The organism is Burkholderia sp. AcTa6-5, from assembly GCF_017815075.1.
Classification (GTDB): domain Bacteria; phylum Pseudomonadota; class Gammaproteobacteria; order Burkholderiales; family Burkholderiaceae; genus Burkholderia; species Burkholderia sola.
Genome location: NZ_JAGIQE010000014.1, coordinates 29,495 through 50,136, shown reverse-complemented (window position 1 = coordinate 50,136; position 20,642 = coordinate 29,495). Strand labels below are relative to the sequence as shown.

Annotated in this window: 21 protein-coding genes; 5 read left to right on the top strand and 16 right to left on the bottom strand. The window is 70.1% G+C overall.

From position 1 onward, the window contains the following. Nucleotides 1-3: 3 nt before the first annotated feature. The 7 genes from J8I33_RS19580 to J8I33_RS19550 form a co-directional block, all read right to left on the bottom strand. Nucleotides 4-1,206 (bottom strand): glycosyltransferase family 9 protein, encoded by a 1,203-nt coding sequence (locus J8I33_RS19580; RefSeq protein ID WP_209938779.1) that lies wholly within the window; start codon nucleotides 1,204-1,206, stop codon nucleotides 4-6. Beyond that, a complete protein-coding gene (locus tag J8I33_RS19575) occupies nucleotides 1,203-1,814 on the bottom strand; it encodes an HAD-IIIA family hydrolase (protein WP_050014010.1) in 612 nt (203 codons plus the stop codon). Before J8I33_RS19575 ends, J8I33_RS19580 begins: the two co-directional genes overlap by 4 nt. Next, nucleotides 1,805-2,554 carry an SDR family oxidoreductase gene (locus J8I33_RS19570; protein ID WP_124593727.1) on the bottom strand — a complete coding sequence of 250 codons (750 nt, stop codon included), beginning with the start codon at nucleotides 2,552-2,554 and terminating at the stop codon, nucleotides 1,805-1,807. The genes J8I33_RS19575 and J8I33_RS19570 overlap by 10 nt, the downstream gene beginning before the upstream one ends. A gap of 226 nt (nucleotides 2,555-2,780) precedes the next feature. After that, the gene (locus J8I33_RS19565; protein WP_034196537.1) at nucleotides 2,781-3,308 is read right to left on the bottom strand and encodes a hypothetical protein; all 528 of its coding nucleotides are present in this window, start codon (nucleotides 3,306-3,308) and stop codon (nucleotides 2,781-2,783) included. Further along, nucleotides 3,250-6,069 (bottom strand): ABC transporter transmembrane domain-containing protein, encoded by a 2,820-nt coding sequence (locus J8I33_RS19560; RefSeq protein WP_245172235.1) that lies wholly within the window; start codon nucleotides 6,067-6,069, stop codon nucleotides 3,250-3,252. The genes J8I33_RS19565 and J8I33_RS19560 overlap by 59 nt, the downstream gene beginning before the upstream one ends. Before the next feature lie 46 nt (nucleotides 6,070-6,115). Further along, nucleotides 6,116-6,979 (bottom strand): BON domain-containing protein, encoded by an 864-nt coding sequence (locus J8I33_RS19555; RefSeq protein ID WP_209938777.1) that lies wholly within the window; start codon nucleotides 6,977-6,979, stop codon nucleotides 6,116-6,118. 184 nt (nucleotides 6,980-7,163) lie between these two features. Beyond that, on the bottom strand, nucleotides 7,164-7,526 hold the full coding sequence (locus tag J8I33_RS19550) for a chemotaxis protein (protein WP_209938775.1): 363 nt from the start codon (nucleotides 7,524-7,526) through the stop codon (nucleotides 7,164-7,166). A gap of 268 nt (nucleotides 7,527-7,794) precedes the next feature. Between J8I33_RS19550 and J8I33_RS19545 the strand changes: the two genes are divergently transcribed. Beyond that, nucleotides 7,795-9,387, top strand: coding sequence for an ATP-binding protein (locus J8I33_RS19545; RefSeq protein WP_124653543.1), 1,593 nt, complete (start codon nucleotides 7,795-7,797; stop codon nucleotides 9,385-9,387). A 10-nt stretch (nucleotides 9,388-9,397) separates the two neighbouring features. On the opposite strand, the gene J8I33_RS19540 is transcribed toward J8I33_RS19545, so the two are convergent. The 4 genes from J8I33_RS19540 to J8I33_RS19525 all read right to left on the bottom strand — a co-directional run bounded on the left by J8I33_RS19540 (nucleotide 9,398) and on the right by J8I33_RS19525 (nucleotide 13,128). Continuing rightward, complete coding sequence (locus tag J8I33_RS19540; protein WP_175975264.1) at nucleotides 9,398-9,721, bottom strand: four-helix bundle copper-binding protein; 324 nt, start codon at nucleotides 9,719-9,721, stop codon at nucleotides 9,398-9,400. 44 nt (nucleotides 9,722-9,765) lie between these two features. Beyond that, nucleotides 9,766-10,971: a zinc-dependent alcohol dehydrogenase gene (locus tag J8I33_RS19535; RefSeq protein ID WP_050014013.1), complete on the bottom strand. Its 1,206-nt coding sequence runs from the start codon at nucleotides 10,969-10,971 to the stop codon at nucleotides 9,766-9,768. Nucleotides 10,972-11,114: 143 nt separating this feature from the next. Beyond that, nucleotides 11,115-11,336, bottom strand: coding sequence for a hypothetical protein (locus tag J8I33_RS34525; protein ID WP_245170060.1), 222 nt, complete (start codon nucleotides 11,334-11,336; stop codon nucleotides 11,115-11,117). A 262-nt stretch (nucleotides 11,337-11,598) separates the two neighbouring features. Continuing rightward, entirely contained in the window at nucleotides 11,599-13,128 is a 1,530-nt protein-coding gene (locus J8I33_RS19525; RefSeq protein WP_209938773.1) for an FAD-dependent oxidoreductase, read from the bottom strand. Between the two features lie 233 nt (nucleotides 13,129-13,361). On the opposite strand from J8I33_RS19525, the gene J8I33_RS19520 reads away from it, so the two are divergent. Continuing rightward, entirely contained in the window at nucleotides 13,362-14,102 is a 741-nt protein-coding gene (locus tag J8I33_RS19520; protein ID WP_209938772.1) for an NAD(P)-dependent oxidoreductase, read from the top strand. 25 nt (nucleotides 14,103-14,127) lie between these two features. Here J8I33_RS19520 and J8I33_RS19515 read toward each other — a convergent pair whose 3' ends face one another. The 5 genes from J8I33_RS19515 to J8I33_RS19495 all read right to left on the bottom strand — a co-directional run bounded on the left by J8I33_RS19515 (nucleotide 14,128) and on the right by J8I33_RS19495 (nucleotide 17,567). Next, complete coding sequence (locus tag J8I33_RS19515) at nucleotides 14,128-15,552, bottom strand: PLP-dependent aminotransferase family protein (protein WP_209938770.1); 1,425 nt, start codon at nucleotides 15,550-15,552, stop codon at nucleotides 14,128-14,130. A 361-nt stretch (nucleotides 15,553-15,913) separates the two neighbouring features. Beyond that, a complete protein-coding gene (locus J8I33_RS19510) occupies nucleotides 15,914-16,162 on the bottom strand; it encodes a hypothetical protein (RefSeq protein WP_006498393.1) in 249 nt (82 codons plus the stop codon). A gap of 35 nt (nucleotides 16,163-16,197) precedes the next feature. Continuing rightward, nucleotides 16,198-16,653, bottom strand: coding sequence for a DUF1269 domain-containing protein (locus tag J8I33_RS19505; RefSeq protein ID WP_089490320.1), 456 nt, complete (start codon nucleotides 16,651-16,653; stop codon nucleotides 16,198-16,200). Between the two features lie 87 nt (nucleotides 16,654-16,740). Next, on the bottom strand, nucleotides 16,741-17,193 hold the full coding sequence (locus J8I33_RS19500; RefSeq protein ID WP_050014020.1) for a phosphate-starvation-inducible PsiE family protein: 453 nt from the start codon (nucleotides 17,191-17,193) through the stop codon (nucleotides 16,741-16,743). After that, a complete protein-coding gene (locus J8I33_RS19495) occupies nucleotides 17,190-17,567 on the bottom strand; it encodes a LysR family transcriptional regulator (protein ID WP_089490319.1) in 378 nt (125 codons plus the stop codon). The genes J8I33_RS19500 and J8I33_RS19495 overlap by 4 nt, the downstream gene beginning before the upstream one ends. A gap of 436 nt (nucleotides 17,568-18,003) precedes the next feature. On the opposite strand from J8I33_RS19495, the gene J8I33_RS19490 reads away from it, so the two are divergent. The 3 genes from J8I33_RS19490 to J8I33_RS19480 all read left to right on the top strand — a co-directional run bounded on the left by J8I33_RS19490 (nucleotide 18,004) and on the right by J8I33_RS19480 (nucleotide 20,263). Next, on the top strand, nucleotides 18,004-19,083 hold the full coding sequence (locus J8I33_RS19490; protein ID WP_089490318.1) for a Dyp-type peroxidase: 1,080 nt from the start codon (nucleotides 18,004-18,006) through the stop codon (nucleotides 19,081-19,083). Next, nucleotides 19,076-19,891, top strand: coding sequence for a family 1 encapsulin nanocompartment shell protein (locus J8I33_RS19485; RefSeq protein WP_209938767.1), 816 nt, complete (start codon nucleotides 19,076-19,078; stop codon nucleotides 19,889-19,891). Before J8I33_RS19490 ends, J8I33_RS19485 begins: the two co-directional genes overlap by 8 nt. 102 nt (nucleotides 19,892-19,993) lie before the next feature. Then, entirely contained in the window at nucleotides 19,994-20,263 is a 270-nt protein-coding gene (locus J8I33_RS19480; RefSeq protein WP_050014023.1) for a hypothetical protein, read from the top strand. The last annotated feature ends 379 nt before the right edge of the window (nucleotides 20,264-20,642 follow it).

Sequence of the window (20,642 nt, the reverse complement as noted above, 5' to 3'; positions counted from 1 at the left end):
GCGTCAGTTCCTCGTGATGACGTGCGCGAACGGAATCACGTTCGATGCGTGCGCCGCGACCGGCTCGTCGTCGTGCGAGGCAGCCCGCGCGGCCGTGCGTTGCGCATGGCGCGCGCTGCCCCGCAGCAACGCGTGCGCGGCGGCGGCGACGTCGTCGACGCTCACGCCGCGCAGGCACGGATGGCCGGGCTGGTTGCACACGCTGCGATAGCAGTTGCGGCACGGCACGTCGACGTTCAGCACACGGTGCGGCACACGCCACGGCGTGTGCTGCGGATTGGTCAATGCATACAGGTCGACCACCGGCGTGCCGAGCGCGGCCGCGAGATGCACGGGGCCGCTGTTGTTCGACAGCAGCAGGTCGGCCGTCTCGATCAGCGCGCCGAGTTCGCCGAGCGGCAGCACGCCCGCGAGCGGCACCGCGCGCGGGCCCGCCCGTTCGCACACCGCGTCGACCAGCGCGCGTTCGTCCGCGCTGCCCGTCACCGCGATGCCGTCGAACAGCGGCGCGACCGCGGCGGCCGCTTCGCCGAAACGCTCGGCCGGCCAGCGCCGCGACGCGGCGGTCGCGCCCGGATGGACGACGAGCCAACGCGGGCGCTCCGCCGCCGGCCGGCGCGCACCGCCGAAGCGCTGCAACGCGGCCTGCAGGCGCTCATGCACCGCACGCCGCGCCGCGTCGCCCGGCTCGAACGCCATCCGCCAGTCCGCCGTCTTCGCGCCGACGGCACGCACCAGCGCGAGCTGGCGCGCGACCTCGTGGCGCACGTGCGATGCCGGCTCGGTTTCCGGCACGCGGTCGGTCAGCAATTCATACGGATTCTCGCGGCAATGCGCGAGCCGCAGCGGGATGCCGGCGAGCCAGCACATCATCGCGGCGGGCAGCGGATTCTGGCTGTAGACGGTGAAGATCACGGCCGCGTCGAAACGGCCCGCCAGCAGCCGGTCGATCATGTCGAGATCGGCCACCGGATCGCCGCGCACGTCGGGATGCTTGACCCACGGCGCGTCGTAGCTCCACACGTCGTCGACCATCGGCAGATGCTGCGCGAGCGCGGCGCCCGTGCGCGACGTCAGCAGCGTCAGCTGGCGATCGGCGCCGCTCTCCTTCAGCGCGCGCAGCGCGGGCGTGGTCATCAGCACGTCGCCGATGCTGTCGAGCCGCACGCACAGGATGCGCCGGGCGCGGCTCCAGGCCGTGCTCATTGCCGCACCCACGAGCCGTGCCGACGCGCGGCTTCGCGCACGACGATGTCGGCGGCGAGGTCGATGCGATCGACGACGTGATGCGGCGTGCGCGCGGCGTTGAGCCGCCACTCGGTCTCGTTGCCGCAGTCGACCAGGATCGTGCCGCAGCGCGCGGTGCGGCCGGCCTCGACGTCGTCGAGGATGTCGCCGATCATCCAGCTCCATTCGGGCGCGGCGCCGAGCGCGGCCAGCGCGCGGCGCAGCATGCCGGGGCGCGGCTTGCGGCAGATGCAGTCGCAGGTGTAGCGCGGCACGCTGCCCCTCGGGTGATGCGGGCAGTAAAAAAAATCCGCCAGCGTCGCGCCGTTCGCTTCGAACAATTCGGCGAGGCGCTGGCGGACCGCGCCAAGCTCGTGTTCGGTAAAGCGGCCGAGCGCGACGCCCGGCTGGTTCGACACGACCGCCAGCGGCATCCCGGTCGCGCCGAGCGTGCGCAGCGCGCGCGCGGCGCCCGGCGCGAGGCGCATGCGCGCGGGGTCGACGTTGTACGGCACGTCGTCGAGCAGCGTGCCGTCCTTGTCGAGCAGCACCGCGCCGGGCAGCCGGCGTTCGCGCTTCAGGGCCATGACGTCTCCTTCATCGGCAGCACCATCAGCTCCGGCACCACGGTGCCCGGCGGCTGCGTCAGCACGAAACGCACGGCGGCCGCCACGTGCTCCGGCGGCTGCAGCGTGTCCTCGTCGATGTCGGGAAAACGGTCGAGCAGGAACGGCGTGCGCATCCCGCCCGCGACGATCGCCGACACGCGCACGCCGCTCGGCCGCAGCTCGGCATGCAGTGCGTGCGACAGGCCGAGCAGCCCCCACTTCGTCGCGTGATACGCGGACGCGTTCGGCCACGCACGCTTGGACGCGGTCGACGCGATGTTCACGATATGGCCGTCGCCGCGCGCCTTCATCATCGGCACGGCCGCGTGACACATCAGGTACGGGCCGAACAGGTTCGTCATCAGCACCTGCTGCCACGCGTCGACGCTCACGTCGTCGATCGGCGCGGTCACGTCGATCGCCGCGTTGTTGACGATCACGTCGAGGTCGCCGAGCGATTCGCGCGCATCGTGCACGACCTGCAGCACCGATGCTTCGTCGCGCACGTCGAGCGGCCGGCCCACCGCCTGCCCGCCGTGCCGTTCGAGCCGCTGCGCGACGGCTGCCGCGCGGTCCCCGTCGAGATCGGCGACGACCACATGCGCGCCGTGCTGCGCCAACTCTTCGCAAATGGCCTCGCCGAGACCGCGGCCGCCCCCGGTCACGAGTGCGGTCCGGCCGGCGAGCGGCGGTTTGGCTGGATCGTGAGTCGCGTTCACCTGCACCTCCTGTCGATGTCGGAAAGCAATCCGGCTGACGGCGACACTTGTCGCGACAACCGTCCGTCCAGGAGGTACAGCTAAAACCGTGCCGGCCTGCGCGGGCCCGCGCCGCATCGGGCCGGAGGCACACGCTCGCTGGCTTTTTTATAACCTGCTGTAAAAACCGGCCCGGGCGGCCGCGCCTGGGCGGCCCCACCTAGGCGGCCCCACCTGGGCGGCCCCCTCAGATCGCGAGCCCGTCGGGCGTGGCCTGCGCGCGGTGCTTCGCGAGCGCGCGCAGGCAGTGCGCGATGCAGCCCGCGAACGCCTCGTCGAACCACGGCTGCGCGCCCGACACGCCGACCACGATGCCGCCGAGCGCGACGCCGCCCCACAGGTTCGTGTCGCCCGCGCGCAGCCGGTACGGCTCCAGCGCCTGTACGACGTGGCCGTCGCGGCCCGTTTCCCACGACAGCCGCGCCTTGGCCCGTGCATACGCGCGATAGTCGGCGTCCCAGTCCTTCGGGTCGGGCAGCGAAAACTCATACAGGATCGCGTCCTCGAACGCCGCATCGTGCGGCCCGAGCGCCGGGTCCATGATCACGATGTGCAGGCAACCGCTGTCGCCGACGAAATCGCTCTGCAGCGCGGCGGACAGGGTCGGCAACAGCAGCTCGACGGCCGCCACCGCGGCCTGGCGGTCCGCGAACGCGCTACCGCCGCGACGTGCGTTCAGGGCTTCGGGTGTCGTCGGATTCAGAAGGTTCGGCATGGATTTCTCCGGAGGAAAACGCGAGCGCACGCAACGCCGCGATCAGGTCGGCCGCTACCGCGGGCTTGGTCAGGTACGCATGGAAACCGGCTTCGACCGCACGCGTGCGGTCGCGATCGCGCGCATGGCCGGACAACGCCAGCGCTTCGAGCGGCGCACGGCCGTCGCGGTCGCGCGCGGCATCGAGCTGGCGCACGCGCGCCATCACCGCGTAGCCGTCCTCCTCGTCGTCGCCGAGATCGATGTCGCAGACGAGCAGCGCCGGCCAGTCGGCCCGGCGCGCGCGCCACAGGTCGTCCAGCAGCGCCTGGCCCGACGCATACGCGTGCACGTCGGCGCCGGCCACCTTCAAGAGCGCGGTGAGGGCCTCGCGCGCCTCGTCGTGGTCGTCCACGCACGCGATGCGCAGCCCGTCGAGCGGCTTCGCCGTGGCCGCCTTGCCGGCCTCCGGATGCGGCAACGCGCCGTCGGGCTGCATCGACGCCGGCGCCACCGCGTACATCGGCAGCGACAGGTGCAGCGTCACGCCGGTATCGTCGCGTTCGCGCACGACGTAGCCGCCGGCCTCCTCGATCGCGTCCTGCAATCGTTCGAGATCGATCAGCGACAGTTCGGTGGCGTCGACGCCCGCGCACGCGATCGTGATCCGCGCTTCGGGGTCGTGGCGCGCGGTGCGCACCTCGAGCTGCCCGCCGCTGCTCGCTTCGATCGCGCCGCGACACAGTTCCCACACGAAGCGCCGCAGCGCGGCCGGATCGGCGTTGACGACGAGATCCTCGTCCGACACATGGCGGAACACCGGCACGCCGCGCAGCGCGGCCGCCTCCGCCAGCGAATCGAGCACCTGCGACACGAGCGGGTTGATCCGCACCGGCTGCCGCGCGAACTTCGCCTCCGTGCGTTCCAGTTCGCGCTGCTTCGCCTGCAGCGACCACATCTGCGCATACACGCCGCCGCTTTCCAGCAGCTCGTCGTGGGTGCCCTGCTCGACGAGCCGGCCGTACTCCATCACGAGGATGCGGTTGGCATCGACGATCGTCGACAGCCGGTGCGCGATGATGAGGCTCGTGCGATGCTGCGCGACGCGCATCAGCTCCTGCTGGATCGCGCGCTCCGAGCGCGTGTCGAGCGCCGACGTCGCCTCGTCGAACACGACGATCGGCGGCGCCTTCAGCAATGCGCGCGCGATCGCGACCCGCTGCCGCTCGCCGCCCGACAGCCGCACGCCGCGCTCGCCGACGCGCGTGTCGTACGCATCGGGCAGCCGCTCGATGAACGCGTCGAGCTGCGCGCCGCGCGCGGCCGCGATCACCTCGCCGCGGGTCGCGTCGCGCTTGCCGTACGCGATGTTGTACGCGAGCGTGTCGTTGAACAGGATGGTGTCCTGCGGGACGATGCCGAGCGCGTCGCGCAGGCTGCGCTCGGTAACGAGCCGTAAATCCTGGCCGTCGATCCGGATCGTGCCCGCGTCGGGCTGGTACAGCCGGAACAGCAGCCGCGCGAGCGTCGACTTGCCCGAGCCGCTGCCGCCGACCACGGCGATCGTCTGCCCGGGCTCGATGCGGAACGGCACGTCGAACAGGATCTGCCGGCTCGGCTCGTAGCCGAAGTCGACATGCTCGAACTCGATCGCGCCGCCGCGCACGACGAGCGGCTGCGCGCCGGGCGCATCGCCGTCCTCGCCGGGCTTGCCTCGCGCATCGAGCAGCCCGAACAGCCGCTCGATGTTCGTCATCGCGTCGTTCGCCTCGCGGAACACGAAGCCGAGCGCATTCAGCGGCAGGCTGATCTGGATGATGTATGCGTTGATCAGCACGAGATCGCCGATCGTCATCGCGCCGCGCGCGACCTGCTGCCCGGCGAGCAGCATCACCGCCGCGATTCCCGCGCCGATGCACGCGCTCTGCCCGATATGCAGCGTCGACAGCGCGTACTGGTTGTCGACGCCGGCCTCGCGCCATGCGTCGAGCACGCGGTCGAGGCGGTCGCGCTCGACGTCCTCGCGCGCGAAGTACTTGACCGTATCGACGTTCAGCAGGCTGTCGACCACGCGCGAATTCGACTCGGCCTCCAATGCGTTCACGCGCCGCTGGTAACGCATGCGCCGGCGCGTGAACACCACCGTATACGCCGCGTAGACGGCAAACGTGACGACGATGATCGCGGTGAAGCCGCCGCCGTACTTGCCGATCACGATCACGAGCACCGAGCCGATCTCGATCGCCGTCGGCACGATCGTGAACACCGCGACGCCGAGCAGGTAGCCGATGCCGGCCGTGCCTTTCTCGAGGTCGCGCACGACGGCACCCGTCTCGCGCTGCGCATGAAAGCGCGCGCCGAGGCGATGCAGATGGCCGAACGTGCGCACGGTAAACGACGCGACCGTATGCTGCGTGACCTGCACGAAGGTCATGTCGCGGACTTCGTTCAGCGCGTTCGACGCGAAGCGCACGACCGCGTACGCGAACAGCAGCAGCACCGGCCACGCCATCGGCTGGCCGGCCGCGCGGCCGAAACCGTCGACGATGTCCTTGAGCAGGAGCGGCACCGACACGGCCGCCGCTTTCGCGAGCACCAGCAGCACGATCGCCGCGAGCACGCGTGCGCGGTAATGCCAGATCGCGCGCCACAGTTCGACCGCGATCCGGACGCGCAGGCCGCGCCTGTCGTGGCGGTGGCGGCGATGGCGGTGGTCGCGCGGGTCGCGGCCTGCCGCCGCATCACGTTCGTTGACGGGCGTTTCGTCGATTCCGGTCGTCATGCACGCATTACTCGCGGTCGGGGGCGCGGCGTCTCACGCACGGGGCTCAATGGCGCGGTTCGCGCTCGCGGCCGCCCACCACGGTGCCCGGTTCGGGGTCGCGTGCGGCAGGCTGGGTCGGCGTGACGGTCCGCTGGTCCGGATGCAGCACCATGCCCGTATCGTGTTCGTCGTCGCGGCGCACGCGCACGCGATTCTCGACGTCGCGCACGCCCAGGCAGCCGTCGGCCAGATCCTCGATGTCGTGCTTCATCCAGCGCGCCGGCACCGTGCCGTCCAGCTCGACGCGACCTTCCTTCACCTGCACGGCGACGTCGCTCACGTCGATCTCGAGCGCGTGCGCGAGCCGCTCGCAGACGTCCTCGCGAATCCGCTCGTCCGAGCGCGTATAGCCTTTCGGCCCGCGGCGATGGCGCAGTGCGTCGCGTTCGGTGTCTCGGCCGAAGCGCGACAGGTCGGGGGCGCTGCCGCCGTAGCGCGGGTCGCCGCGCGGGTCGCCTATGTCGCGCTCGCCGCCGGATGCGCGCATCCGGTGCGGGCTGCGGAATTCGGGGCACTCGCCGCCGTACCGGCCTTCGCGACCCTCCGCACGGCGACCCGGTTCGCCGTAGCCGCGCTCGGCGTCGCGCGCCGGCTGGCGCGCGCCGCCCGGCCAGTCCGGGTCGCCTGCGCCGCGCCGCTGGTCGGCCGGCCGCGCGGCGCGCTCGGTCCATTCGCTGCCCCAGTCTTCCGGGCCCACGTCCTCGCTCGCGAAGCGGCGGTAAGCCGATTCGTCATCTTCTTCCGGCCATCGGGCCGGGTCGTCCGGGATGCCGCGCTCGCCAGCGCCCCGGTACGCGCGTTCGTTGCGCTCGTGCCAGTCGGGCGGGCCGCCGCGCTCGCCGGACCGTCCGGGATATCGTCGTTGCATCGTGTCTCTCCTTGATCGCCTGCGCCGCACACGGCACCGTGCCGCGTCGCGGCGCGCGTCGGTCGGGTGAATGCAAATCGCGTGCCGGCGCCGTGGCCGGGCCGCGACGGTTGCGCGCCGCAGCGCCGGGAAGCCGTCAGGCGCCCCAATCTGCAACGCGATTGCAGTTTTTGCGTGCCGGGCGTCACCGCGCGGCGCCGGATTCGTCCGGGTCGTCCGCGTCGTCCGTGCGGCCGGGTTCGCTCAGCCGCTCGGTGCGGTCCGGCTCGATATCGGCGCCCTCCTCGAGCGTCGAATCGCCGTCCGCCGACGCGCGCTCGCCGGTCCCCGCGCGGTCCGTATCGCTGTCGAGCGCCGCGTCGCCGCGTTCGAGCGCGTGGTCGTCCAGCGGCGAATCGACGTCGAACGGATGGCGCCGCGCGCCCGCCGTGTCGCTGCCGCTGTCGGACGAGTCGCTCGGGCCGAGCGCCCGGCCGTCGCGGCCGCGGCTGGCGTTGTCGTCGTCCGGGCCGGCCGGTTCGTTATCGGGATTCAGCGTGCTGTTCATGTCGGTCTCCTTGCCTGGCTTGCCGCCGCGCGATCGGCCGGACGGCCGCCGCACGGCAGGCGGACTGCACGTTGGTGCAATCGGCATGCCGCGCCCGGCGCGGACGGCGGGCCCTGCGGACGGCACGGCCCATGCGCACCCATTGATCAGCTGAATCGAGTTCCTTTATGCTTTCGGACGTGCCAATTCGCTCCGTATGGCCGCCGCCGGCGCGCCCGGCAGCGGGCCGGCGACCTGCGGCCGCCCGCATGTTCAACTTGCCGCTCCGATGAAGAAAGACGACGCCGATCTCCAACCGCATCCGCCGCCGCCCGGTTCGCCCGACGCGCGCGACCTGCTGCACCGCTTCGCCGAATTCCGGTTTCAGACCGTGGTGGAGTCGATCACCGACTACGCGGTATTCATGCTCGACCCGCACGGCAATGTCGCGACGTGGAACGCCGGCGCCCAGCGCATCAAGGGTTACGCCGCCGCCGAGATCGTCGGCCACCATTTCTCGCTGTTCTATCCGTCCGACGCGATCGCGGCCGGCCGGCCGGCGCACGGGCTCGCGCTGGCCGCCGCGCACGGCCACTTCGAGGACGAAGGCTGGCGCGTGCGCAAGGACGGCACGCAGTTCTGGGCGAGCGTGACGATCACGCCGGTGCACGACGCGACACACCAGCTGTGCGGCTTCATCAAGATCACGCGCGACATGACCGAGCGCAAGCGGCTCGAGGAGCTCGAAGCGTCGACGCATCGACTCAGCGTGTTCATCGCGATGCTCGCGCACGAGCTGCGCAATCATCTGGCGCCGCTGCGCAATTCGGTCGGCGTGCTGCAGAGCCTGCCCGATCCCGCGCCCGCGCTCGTGCAGTGTCGCGACGCCGTGCATCGCCAGGTCGGGCAACTGACGCGGCTCGTCGACGATCTGCTCGACGTCGGGCGGATCACGGCCGGCAAGGTCGAACTCGACGCGCGCCCCATCACCGTGCGCGACATCGTGTGCCGCGGCGTCGAAAGCATCCAGCCGAAGCTGGCCGCGCGCGGGCAGTGGATCCGCGTCGACCTGCCGACCGATTCCGTGGTCCTGCACGGCGACGACGCACGGCTCGTCCAGGTGCTGCACAACCTGCTCGACAACGCGTCGAAATTCTCGCCGCACGGCGGCCGGATCGACGTCGGCGCGCGGATCGAGGGGCCGTCGGTTGCGATCCGCGTCGTCGATCACGGCGTTGGCATCGCACCGGGCGCGCTCGAAACGATCTTCGACCTGTTCCAGCAGGAAGGCGCATCGGGTCGCTCCCCGTCCGACGGGTTCGGGCTCGGGCTCGCGATCTGCCGGTCGTTCGTCGAACTGCACGGCGGGCGGATCGTCGCGGAAAGCGACGGGCCCGGCCACGGCGCAACGTTCACGATATGGCTACCGATCGCGCAAACGACCCGCAACGCCCCTTCCGCACCGCCCGCGCCAGCCGCGCTCGAACCGCCGGCCGACGCGCCGCTGCGCATCGTCGTCGTCGACGACAACCGCGATTCGGCCGATACGCTCGCGGTGCTGCTGCAAATGAAAGGGCATGCGCCGCGCGTCGCGTACAACGCGGCCGACGCGCTGGCCCTCGCGCGCGACTATGCGCCGCACCTGATGCTGCTCGACCTGACGATGCCGGACGTCGACGGCTTCACGCTGCTGCAGGAACTGCGCGCGATCGACGCGCTGCGCGACACGACCTGCGTCGCGCTGTCCGGCCATGCGCGCGCGTCCGACCTCGCGCGCACCGAACGCGCGGGCTTCGACGACCATCTCGTGAAGCCCGTCGAGATGGCCGTCCTCGACGCGCTGCTGCAGCGCGTCGCGCGCCAGGTTCAGGACACGCCGTAAGCGCCCGTACTCAGGCCATCGCGCGGCACATCGCCGCGCACGCCTCGCACGCGAGCGCGCAGCGGCGGCAATGCTCGTGCGCATGCCGCGAACACTCGGCCGCGCACAAGTCGCACGCGTGTGCGCACAGCGCGCAAATGCGCGGTGCGAGCCCGCTGCGGCGCGCCATCGCGCCCGACGCGAAGCGGCACAGCTGCGCGCATTCGATGTCGAGCGCGATGCAGCCGGCCAGCGCGTGCACGTCGCGCTCGGCGAGGCAGGCGGCCGCACAGGTGTCGCACGCGTGCGCGCACGCGTCGCACGCGGCCATGCAGTTGTCGTATTGATCGCTCATCGCAGTTCTCCCGGTTTCGGTTTGCATCGTTTCGGTTCGTGTCGTCACGGCGTCAGCTTCACTTTCATCCAGCCGGGCTCGCGCACGTCGAACGCGCGATACGCATCGATCGCGTTCGTCAGCGGCTCGCTGCGCGTGAGCACCGACAGCGGATCGAACGCGCCGCTGCGCACCAGCTCGACGAGCGGCGGCGTCACCGTCCGGTGATTGCAGTTGCCCATCTTGATCGTGAGGTTCCGGTTCATCGCCTCGCCGATCGGAAACACGCGCGCCGCCTGCGGATACACGCCGATCACCGAGATCGTGCCGGCCTTCGCGACCGCGCGCACCGCCCATTGCAGCACCTGCGACGGCCCGTCGCCCGGCACCCAGTTGCGGCCGTCCGGCTTGCGGTGCGGCGCGATCGCGTCGACTTCCGCATCGAACGCGCGCGCGGCGTCGCGATCGGCGGCGGCAGGCCCGTGCGTCGCGCGCATCGCATCGACGCCCACCGCGTCGATCACGCGATCGACGCCGATCCCGCCCGTCAGCCGCAATATCGTGTCGACCGGATCGTCCTCGGAAAAATCGACGATCTCGGCGCCCTGCGCGCACGCCATCTCGAGCCGCGACGCGATGCGGTCGACCGCGATCACGCGTCCGGCGCCCATCAGCTTCGCGCTCGCGATCGCGAACTGCCCGACCGGCCCCGCGCCAAACACGGCGACCGTATCGCCCGGCTTCACTTCCGCGAGCTGCGCGCCGAAATAGCCGGTGGGGAAGATGTCCGACATCAGGATCGCGCGATCGTCGTCGATCGCATCGGGCAGCCGGATCAGGCTCGCATGCGCAAGCGGCGTGCGTGCGTATTCGGCCTGCAGCCCGTCGAACGGGCCCGTTTCCGCCGGCCCGCCGAAGAACGAAGTGCCCGCGCGCGGGCCGCCGGGGTTCGCGACGTCGCATTGCGCTGTGTAGCCGGCGCGGCAGTACGCGCAGCTGCCGCACGCGATCGTCGACGGAATCAGCACGCGATCGCCGCGCCGCAGGTTGCGTACGTCGCGCCCGACCGCCTCGACGATGCCGACGCCTTCGTGGCCCAGGATCGTGCCGGGCTTCATCCCGCCGAGCGTGCCGCGCACCATGTGCAGATCGGTGCCGCAGATCGCGCTGGCGGTCAGGCGCACGACCGCGTCGGTCGGCGCGGAGACTTCCGGATCGGGCACCGTGTCGATGCGAATGTCGCCGATGCCGTGAAATACGACTGCTTTCATGTCAGGCCCTCCTTGTCGAAAGCGGAAACGGTGAATGTGACCGTCGAGCCGATCGAGCAAGGGGTGCGCCTGTGCAGCGCGCGCGGCGCCGTGATGCGCGGGCGGGAAGCGCGGCGATTTCGGGGAAAGACCGTGTCGGTGTGTCAGTTCGTCGGCGAGTCGTTGCCGTCGTTACCGCTGTTGCCGTCGTTGTCGTCGCGTGCGTTCGAGATCGCTTCGACGAGCTTCAGTTCGTCGTCGACCGACAGCGTCGTGTCGGCCACTGCGCCGCCCAGCGGCGCGAGCGCCGCGCTCAGCGCGTAGATGTCGACCTGCGTCGCGGCCAGCCCGAGCGACACCGTGCCGGGACGCGCCTTGCGCGCCACGCGTCGAGCGACGATTCGATGTGCGCGACCACATTGTCGAGCAGCACGCCGGACGACACGCGGCCCGGGTCGACTGCATGCGTGCGCAACTGTCCGTCGGTCGAGCAGGCGACGATCACGACACCCGCGAGCGCGACGACGTGCCGGTCGCGCAACGTGCCGAGTTCGGCCAGCGCGGCGCGAACTCGGTTTCGAAACGTGCACGGACGTCGGGGTTCATCTCGTCTCCCTTCAAGGTTCGGTGGGGGGCGTCATGCTGCTTTCAGGCGGGCACGATCTGCCGCTCGAGCGCCGCTTCGGCCTTCAGGCTGTCGAGATCGCGGGCGATCGTCACGACCGCGCGCCGCGTGTTGCCGCGCCAGTATGCGATCGAGCAGTCGTGCGCGCCGAGGTCGCCGTCGATCTCGACGCGATCCCATTGCTCCGCATGCCCGACATAGCGGAGCGTCAGGTCGTAATGCTGGCTCCAGAAAAACGGCACCGCGTCGAACGGCCGCTGCTGGCCGAGCATGTTGCGCGCGGCGACGATGCCCTGCCGTTCGGCGACGACCCAGTGCTCGACGCGAATCCGCTCGCCCGTCAGCGGATCGGGCCAGCGCGCGATGTCGCCGGCCGCGTAGATGCCGGGCGCGCTCGTCTGCAGGAAGCGGTCGACCGTCACGCCGCGCTCGACGGCGAGCCCCGCGTCCTGCGCGAGCGCGACGTTCGGATGCACGCCGATGCCGACCAGCACGACGTCGGCCGGCAGCACGTCGCCGTTCGACAGCGTCACGCTGTCCGGTCCGATCCGCGCGGGCGTCGCGCCGAGGTGGAACACGACGCCGTGCGCTTCGTGCAGCGCCTTGATCGTGTCGCCGAGCGCGTCGCCGAGCACGCGGCCCATCGGATGCGGATCGGGCGCGACCACCTGCACGTCGAGCCCGCGCGTGCGCAACGCGGCGGCGGCTTCGAGCCCGATGAAGCTCGCGCCGACCACCACGCAGCGGCGCGCCGTTTTCAGCCTGGCGATCAGCGCATCGCAATCGGCGCGCGAGCGCAGCACACAGACGTGCGGCAGATCGGCGCCGGGCACGTTCAGCCGGTTCGGCTCGGCGCCCGTGGCGAGCAGCAGCGCGCCGTATTCGATACGACTGCCGTCGGCGAGCTCGACCGCCCGCTGCGCGGGATCGATGCGCGCGACCCGCGTGTTGCAGCGTACGTCGATCCGCTGCTCGGTATAAAACGACGGTGCGCGCAGCGGCAGCCAGTCGGCCTGAGCCGTGCCCGCGAGGTAATCCTTCGACAGGTTCGGCCGGTCGTACGGCGGATCGGCATCGGCGCTCAGCAGCGTGATCGGATGCGGATAGCCTTCCTGCCGCAGCGTGACGGCTGCCGCGATCGCGGCCGCGCCGCCGCCGACGATCACGACCGAGGCCGGCAGCCCGGCCGCCTTCAGCGCGGGCGGCACGGCGGCCGGTCGCGCATCGATAACGACTGCGCGGCCGTCGCGCCGCTCGACGTGCCAGCACGGCAGCCCGTCGAGCGCCGGTGCACGCTCCATCTCGCCGGTGCGCAGGCAGAACGCCGCGTGATGCCACGGGCATCGAATCGTGTCGCCGACCAGCAGGCCCTTGGCCAGCGGGCCGCCGTAGTGCGGGCATTGCGCGCCCACCGCGAACAGTTCGTCGCCGCGGCGCACGAGCAGCACCGCCGCATCGCCGACATGGCCTTCGATCATCGCGCCGTCGGCGAGATCGTCGAGCGCGATCCCTTGCGTGAGATCGGGTGAGGACGCAGCATCGCTTCCAGTCATGACGTGGCTCCCGAAAAGTCAGGTAACGATCCCATTATCGACATCCCTCCTGAAAAGAACAGGTACAGACGCCCCGCAGCGCACGAGAAACGCGGACTGTAGCTTGTACGCGATCCACGACCGGCGTAGAACGTGATCGACGTTGCGGCGCAACACGCCGGCCGCGCTGCGAGCGCCCGCGCGACCCGCGCAATCCGCGTGCCGCCTTCCCCCTGTCACAGGAGCGCTACCCGATGGCCACCGTGCTGTGCGTGCTCTACCCCGATCCCGTCGACGGCTATCCGCCGCGCTACGTGCGCGATGCGATGCCGGTCATCACGCGCTATGCGGACGGCCAAACCGCGCCGACGCCGGCCGGCCCGCCCGGCTTCCGGCCCGGCGAACTCGTCGGCTCGGTGTCCGGCACGGTCGGCGCAGGGCGCATCGGTCTGGCCGTGCTGCGCCGGCTGCACCCGTTCGGCCTGCCTCTGCATTACACGCAGCGCCACCGGCTCGATGCGTCGATCGAGCAGGCGCTCGCGCTCACGTATCACGCCGACGCGGCATCGCTCGCAAGCGCCGTCGATATCGTCAACCTGCAGATTCCGCTGTACCCGTCGACCGAGCACCTGTTCGACGCGGCGATGATCGCGCGGATGAAGCGCGGCGCGTACCTGATCAACACCGCACGCGCGAAGCTGGTCGACCGCGACGCGGTCGTGAATGCGCTCACGTCCGGCCATCTCGCCGGCTATGGCGGCGACGTGTGGTTTCCGCAGCCGGCGCCCGCCGATCACCCGTGGCGCACGATGCCGTTCAACGGAATGACGCCGCATATCTCGCGCACGTCGTTGTCCGCGCAGGCGCGCTATGCGGCCGGCACGCTGGAGATCCTGCAATGCTGGTTCGACGGCAGGCCGATCCGCAACGAATACCTGATCGTCGACGGCGGCACGCTCGCGGGCACCGGCGCGCAGTCGTATCGGCTGACATGACGTCGCACCGCGCGCGGCGGCGCGCTCAGCCGACGCAGGCGGCGGCCAGCTTGCCGACCGTGATCACCGCCTGCTCGATCTCCGGCGACCACGGGCTGCTGTAGTTCAGGCGGATGAAGTTTCGATAGGTGTCCGCGATCGAAAACATGTAGCCCGGCCCGATCGTGATCCCCTGCTCCAGCGCAAGCTGGTACAACCGCATCGCATCGACCTGCGCGGGCAGCTCGACCCACAGCACATACCCGCCCGCCGGGCTCGACATGCGCGTGCCCTCCGGAAAAAACCGCGACACCATCGCGCGCATCAGGTTCGCCTGCTGCGCATACGCCTTGCGAATTCGCCGCAGGTGATGTTCGTAGCCGTCGCGCTCGAGAAACTCCGCGATCGCCAGTTGCGGCAACGACGGCGTCGCGAGCGTATTCAGGAACTTCAGCTTCTCGACCTGATCGCGATAACGGCCCGGCAGCGCCCAGCCGATCCGGTACGCGGCCGTCAGGCTCTTCGAGAACGACGAGCAATGCAGCACGATCCCGGTCCGGTCGTAGGATTTCAGCGAACTCGGATGCGTATCGCCGAAATACAGTTCGTTGTAGACGCCGTTCTCGATGATCGGCATGCCGGCCTTCGTTGCGAACTCAACCAGTTCGCGCTTGCGCTCGTCTGGCATCTGGAAACCCAGCGGATTCTGGAAATTCGGCATCACCATGCACGCGGCGATCGGCTGCGACTTCGCGATCGCGGCCAGCGCCGCGATGTCGATCCCGTATTCCGGATGCGTGGCCACCTCGATCGCCTTCATCCCCATCCGCTCGATCGCGTGCAGCATCGCGTAGAACGTCGGCGACTCCACCGCGATCGTGTCGCCCGGTTTCGCGACCGCCTGCAGGCACAGGTTGATCGCCTCCGTCGCGCCGACCGTCACAATGATCTCGTTCGGGTCCACCGACATCCCGTTCTCCAGGTAGCGGCGCGCGATCTGCCGGATCAGTCGCGGATGGCCGGGCGGCAGCCCGTCGGTCACGCCCCACAGCGACTTGTCGCGGCCGGCCGCATACGCGTAGCGGTTCAGTTTCTCGAACGGGAACAGGCTCGGGTCCGGATACGGCGAGCCGAGCGGCACCGCGTCGTCCGTGCCGATCGAGCGCAGCGTCGACAGCACGAGCCGGCTCACGTCGACCGACGACGAGATCGCGATCGGCTTCGACGGCCGCAGTTCGCGCACCGGCGCGTGCCCGTCGTCGCGCCGCAGGTTCACGAAATAGCCCGACTGCGGCCGGCTTTCGAGCAGCCCGCGGCTTTCCAGCAGCAGATACGCATGCAGCACCGTCGTGATGCTGATCCGGTGCTGCTGGCTCGCCTGCCGCACCGACGGCACACGGTCGCCGTGTCGATATACGCCTTGCCGAATGAGTCGCTCTACGTCGTTCGCAAACTTCTCGTAGAGCTTCATCCGCCTCGCCCCGGCCGCGATGAACCGGCTTGCGCCGCATGGGCGGCACGGCCGCGCCGACGCATGAAGCCGGATAGCCGTCGCCGGGCGCGGGTGTCCCGGCTGGAACCTCGTCCGTTATCGAAATTGAAGGCGGATAGCAATGCGAATCTCATCAAGACAAGGTTCGGCATCCTACTGCGTCATTTCGGCGAATGTAAGTGACAGTTTGGCGAGGAAACGTCAAATCAGGCCGGCGTGGTGAACAGATGCGCATGCGACGTCGCGACCGCCGTTCGCCGCGCGCACGTCATGATGTCCCGAGGATGGCGGAGCGGCCGGCGGTGTTGCGAAGCCCGGCCATGCGGGGGCCCGCTCGCCCTCACGCGTCGTCGACGTTGTCCGCGTAGTGGTCGATCGCGACCTTGCACTCGTCGAACACCACAGTCAGCAGCGCGACGTCGTTCGACTCGAGCCACTTGCGGATCTGCAGGAACTGGCTCGTGCCGAGATCGGCGAGGCGGCCCGGATCGTCGGTCGTCACGTCGACGCTCGCGATCGCGCGGTTGCCGGGCAGCGGCGACAGCGTCGCCGCGATGTCGAAGCGGCGGTACGATTGATCGATACGCATGCGGTTCTCCCGACTCGGTTCGAAAAGGGGCGGGCTCAGTCGAGCGTCTGGCGAAACACCTTGCCGCCGAATCCCGTGACGACGTTGTCGACCGAGAACGGCGTGTCCTCCTTCGCTTCGAGAATGACCGCGACGCTGCCGGGCACGAGCCGCGCCGCGACCGTCTCGACGAACGTGCCGTCGAGCAGCGCGTTGCCGGCCGCTTGCGCGAGAATGCCGGCGCCCGCGCCGGCCGCCATGCCGGTCACCACGCCGAGCGGTCCGGCCAGCAGGCCGAGCAAGCCGCCCGCGATCGCGCCGATCACGCCGCCCCTGAACGGCCGCGATTCGGCGTCGAGCACCGCGAGCTTGCCGTTCGCGTCCTTCTCGACGACGACGCCATTCTCGATATGGAATCCTTCGTTCTTCTCCGACAGCGCATCGAAATCGTTCGCGGCCCGGCGGGCCGTGTCGACGCTGCCGAATACGGCGACGATCAATTGCCTGGTCATGCGACACCTCGCGTGTTGGGATGAGAATGGGGCCGCCGCACGTCGCACGGCGCGCCGGGGTTCGCTTCGAATGCCGCCCGGGCCGCGTTACTTGCGCACATGCACGTCGTCCTCGACATCGTCGACGTCCGCCGGAAAGCGATGCTGGCCGAAGCTCAGGATCAGCACGCCGACCGCGAGCAGCACGATCCCGAAAGTCGTCATCAGCATCCGCTCGGGGCTGTCGGTCGCGCCGCGCAGGATCAGGTCGCGCGCGAGCGACGTCATCGCGATGAACAGCGGAAACCGCACCGGCAGCCGGCCGAGCCGCAGGTAGCGCAGGTCCATCGCGAGCACTTCCAGATACAGGAACATCAGCAGCAGGTCCGTCAGCGACACTTCGCCCGCGAGCACGACCTTCCACGCCTCCTGCGTCATCGCGAACGCGGTCGCCAGCCCGATCACGACCAGCCCGGCCAGCTCGGCCGCGTGAAGGAAATGGCCGAAGCGGCGACGAATGCGCTCGGCGGTCGTATCGGCGGATGCAGTGGAAATATTCAACGCGTTGTCCGGTGCAGTGTCGTCGGTGCCGCGATCGATGCGCCATCGCTGCGGCGGGGGGTGTCGGGAAACGGAAAGCCTGCGACGGGCGGACGGGAGACCGTTGCGCACGCACCGGTTCCGATCGCGCCGGTCGCCTGCGCGACCGCGGACAGCGTGCGCCGGCAACACGCATGAAACGCGACGCCGGCCTCGGTGCATATGACGTCGTCGCCCGAGCGGTCCAGCAGCAAGCGGCAACCGAGATAGCGTTCGAGGCCATCGAGCCGCGCGCTCACCTGCGCGACGTCGAGCTTCAGGTCGGACGCCGCGCCGGACAGCCCGCCGTGCTCGACGATTGCACCGAAAATACGCATCGCTTCCAAAAGGTTCATCATGATGGTCGTCGTCGGGCGGAGCGGAACCGTGGCGGGACCGTAGCGGGACCTAATCTACTGCACGCGACACGCACGCTCAAGAGCACAGCGCCGCGCGCGCCAGGAGTACAGCTGCGCGGGCGCCGCACAAAACCGGGCCCTGTTTGATCCATTCGAATGACAGATCATCGATACGTGTTCCAAAGACCCGTCGAAGCTGCTAGATTGCAGGCTCGACGCCGTTACGCGGTGCGGACAGCTCACGCGCCGGGCGAACGCGCGGCCGCCACGTCCGCCTCCCCTTCGCGCCGGGGGCCGGCCGCCGCCGCTGCGGCCCGTTGCGCGATGCCCGCGCAACGTCCTTCATCCGCACGTCACAAAGAGAACCGTCGCATGACACAGTTCAACCGTTCGCGTTCGCGCGCCGCGGCTGCCGCGGCCCGTCCGTCCCGACATGACTGACCGGCAGGCCGCGATGCAGACTACCCCTCCCCCGCTCTCCCAGGCCGTCCACAGCCCGATCACGCGCAGCGCGATCTTTCTCGTGGCGACGATCAATCCCGGCGCCGATCACGCCGACACGATCCGTTCATGGTGCGGCGACATCGCCGCGCTCGTGCGCTCGGTCGGCAAGCGCGTGCCGGGCGGCAACCTCACGTGCGTCTGCGGCTTCGGCTCCGACGCATGGGATGCGCTGTTCGGCGAGCCGCGCCCCGCGTCGCTGCATCCGTTCCGCGAATTCGGCGCCGGCCAGCGCGTCGCAGTGGCGACGCCCGGCGACATCCTGCTGCACATCCGCGCGGAAGCGATGGACCTGTGCTTCGAATTGGCGACGCAATTGCTCAATGCGCTCGGCGACGCGGTCACGGTCGTCGACGAGGTGCACGGCTTCCGCAATTTCGACCAGCGCGCGATGATCGGCTTCGTCGACGGCACCGAGAATCCGGAAGGCCGCGAAGCGGTCGACTTCACGGTGATCGGCGACGAAGACGCGGAATTCGCGGGCGGCAGCTACGTGCTCGTGCAGAAGTACCTGCACGACATGGCCGGCTGGAACGCGCTCGCGGTCGAGACGCAGGAGCGCATCATCGGCCGCACCAAGCTGTCCGACATCGAGCTCGCGCCGGACGTGAAGCCGTCGTGCTCGCACAGCTCGCTGACCACGCTCGACGAGGGCGGCCAGGAAGTGAAGATCCTGCGCGACAACATGCCGTTCGGGCGTCCGGGCGCCGGCGAATTCGGCACCTATTTCATCGGCTATGCGCGCTCGCCGGCGCCGATCGAGCAGATGCTCGAGAACATGTTCGTCGGCCGCCCGCCCGGCAACTACGACCGCCTGCTCGACTACAGCCGCGCGGTCACCGGCTCGCTGTTCTTCGTGCCGTCGGCCGACCTGCTCGAAGCGCTCGCCGACCGCCCCGCGCCGGCCGCCGAAGCCGCCCAACCGGAATCCACGCCGTCCGCGCCTGCCGCACCGCGGCGCGACGGCTCGCTGAACATCGGCTCGCTGAAAGGAACCCCGACCTATGAATAACCTGCATCGCGAACTCGCCCCGATCTCGTCGTCCGCCTGGGAACAAATCGAGGAGGAAGTGGCGCGCACCTTCAAACGATCGGTGGCCGGCCGCCGCGTCGTCGACGTCGAGGGGCCCGCAGGCTCCGAGCTGTCGGCCGTCGGCACCGGGCACCTGCTCGACGTGGCCGCGCCGCGCGAACTCGTGAACGCGCGGCTGCGCGAAGTACGCACGATCGTCGAGCTGACGGTGCCGTTCGAGCTGAGCCGCGACGCGATCGACAGCGTCGAGCGCGGCGCGCGCGACGCCGACTGGCAGCCGGCGAAGGAAGCCGCGCAACGGCTCGCGTTCGCCGAAGACAGCGCGATCTTCGACGGCTACCGCGCGGCCGGCATCATCGGCATCCGCGAAGGCACGTCGAACCGCCGGCTCACGCTGCCGGCGGACGTCGGCGCGTACCCGGACGCGATCAGCGACGCGCTGGAAGCGCTGCGCCTCGCCGGCGTCGACGGTCCGTACTCGGTCGTGCTCGGGTCGGACGCGTACACCGCGCTCAGCGAAGCGCGCGACCAGGGCTATCCGGTCCTCGGCCATATCAAACGCATCGTCAGCGGCGAGATCATCTGGGCGCCGGCGATCAGCGGCGGCTGCGTGCTGTCCACGCGCGGCGGCGATTACGAGCTGCACCTCGGGGAAGACCTGTCGATCGGCTACACGAGCCACACCGACAAGGGCGTCCGCCTGTACCTGCGCGAAACGTTCACGTTCCTGATGTTGACGAGCGAGGCATCGGTGGCCGTGGCGCCGCAGGGTAACGCGGCCGCCTGAGTGCGATTGCGGGCGCGCGATGTCCGCCCGGGCGTCGCGCGCCGGCCGCGCCGCCGGCCACGGGTTCGTCGCCGCTCCAGCCCATCTTGCATGGAGGATTTCATGAGCGAATCGAATGATGCATTACAGGCGCTGCAGGCGTCGGTCGCGACCCTGAAACAGACGGTCGACGCGAATGCCAGCCGCCAGGCCGGCGACACCGCCGTGCTGTTTACCGTCGTGTCGCTGATGCTGGCCGAGCTGCCGCCCGACACGCGCAACCTGATCGAGGATTCGTTCTCCGTCTGGGCCAATGGTCTGCAGAATGCGGCACTGTCGGCCGACGTCAAGCAGATCGCGCGGCAACGGCTCGCGATGACACTCTCCGACTGATCGTGGTGCACCGCGGTTGCGCGATGGCCGGCGCGTGCGGTGTCACCCGCCTTCGCCTTCCCCGGCCGCACCGCGCGTCTCGGCTGCGGTGCACGCATGGCCGGACGCCACCGGTTCGCGCTCGCGCGTCGCGTCCCGTCTGGCCCCCGTTCGGCCGCTGCCGGCGCACTGCGCGCCGATGTCGCACCGCGCGTCGTTCGGGCGCCGCCCTTTCCCGCGCCTTCCACCGCAAGCCGTACGCGCCGCACACGCCCGCGCCGCCGCCCGCTTGCGCGTCTGTACTCCTTGCCGCCCCGGCCCGCGTCCATGTGAGGGTGCAATTCACGGCCGGTCCGGCATGGAACTGTGTCTTGGACGGGCCGCGTCGATTCGTTATTTT

Coding starts and splice junctions, on each gene's coding strand:
- J8I33_RS19580 (WP_209938779.1), bottom strand. CDS start 1,206: ATGAGCACGGCCTGGAGCCGCGCCCGGCGCATCCTGTGCGTGCGGCTC.
- J8I33_RS19575 (WP_050014010.1), bottom strand. CDS start 1,814: ATGGCCCTGAAGCGCGAACGCCGGCTGCCCGGCGCGGTGCTGCTCGAC.
- J8I33_RS19565 (WP_034196537.1), bottom strand. CDS start 3,308: ATGCCGAACCTTCTGAATCCGACGACACCCGAAGCCCTGAACGCACGT.
- J8I33_RS19560 (WP_245172235.1), bottom strand. CDS start 6,069: ATGACGACCGGAATCGACGAAACGCCCGTCAACGAACGTGATGCGGCG.
- J8I33_RS19555 (WP_209938777.1), bottom strand. CDS start 6,979: ATGCAACGACGATATCCCGGACGGTCCGGCGAGCGCGGCGGCCCGCCC.
- J8I33_RS19550 (WP_209938775.1), bottom strand. CDS start 7,526: ATGAACAGCACGCTGAATCCCGATAACGAACCGGCCGGCCCGGACGAC.
- J8I33_RS19545 (WP_124653543.1), top strand. CDS start 7,795: ATGAAGAAAGACGACGCCGATCTCCAACCGCATCCGCCGCCGCCCGGT.
- J8I33_RS19540 (WP_175975264.1), bottom strand. CDS start 9,721: ATGAGCGATCAATACGACAACTGCATGGCCGCGTGCGACGCGTGCGCG.
- J8I33_RS19535 (WP_050014013.1), bottom strand. CDS start 10,971: ATGAAAGCAGTCGTATTTCACGGCATCGGCGACATTCGCATCGACACG.
- J8I33_RS19525 (WP_209938773.1), bottom strand. CDS start 13,128: ATGACTGGAAGCGATGCTGCGTCCTCACCCGATCTCACGCAAGGGATC.
- J8I33_RS19520 (WP_209938772.1), top strand. CDS start 13,362: ATGGCCACCGTGCTGTGCGTGCTCTACCCCGATCCCGTCGACGGCTAT.
- J8I33_RS19515 (WP_209938770.1), bottom strand. CDS start 15,552: ATGAAGCTCTACGAGAAGTTTGCGAACGACGTAGAGCGACTCATTCGG.
- J8I33_RS19510 (WP_006498393.1), bottom strand. CDS start 16,162: ATGCGTATCGATCAATCGTACCGCCGCTTCGACATCGCGGCGACGCTG.
- J8I33_RS19505 (WP_089490320.1), bottom strand. CDS start 16,653: ATGACCAGGCAATTGATCGTCGCCGTATTCGGCAGCGTCGACACGGCC.
- J8I33_RS19495 (WP_089490319.1), bottom strand. CDS start 17,567: ATGAACCTTTTGGAAGCGATGCGTATTTTCGGTGCAATCGTCGAGCAC.
- J8I33_RS19490 (WP_089490318.1), top strand. CDS start 18,004: ATGACTGACCGGCAGGCCGCGATGCAGACTACCCCTCCCCCGCTCTCC.
- J8I33_RS19485 (WP_209938767.1), top strand. CDS start 19,076: ATGAATAACCTGCATCGCGAACTCGCCCCGATCTCGTCGTCCGCCTGG.
- J8I33_RS19480 (WP_050014023.1), top strand. CDS start 19,994: ATGAGCGAATCGAATGATGCATTACAGGCGCTGCAGGCGTCGGTCGCG.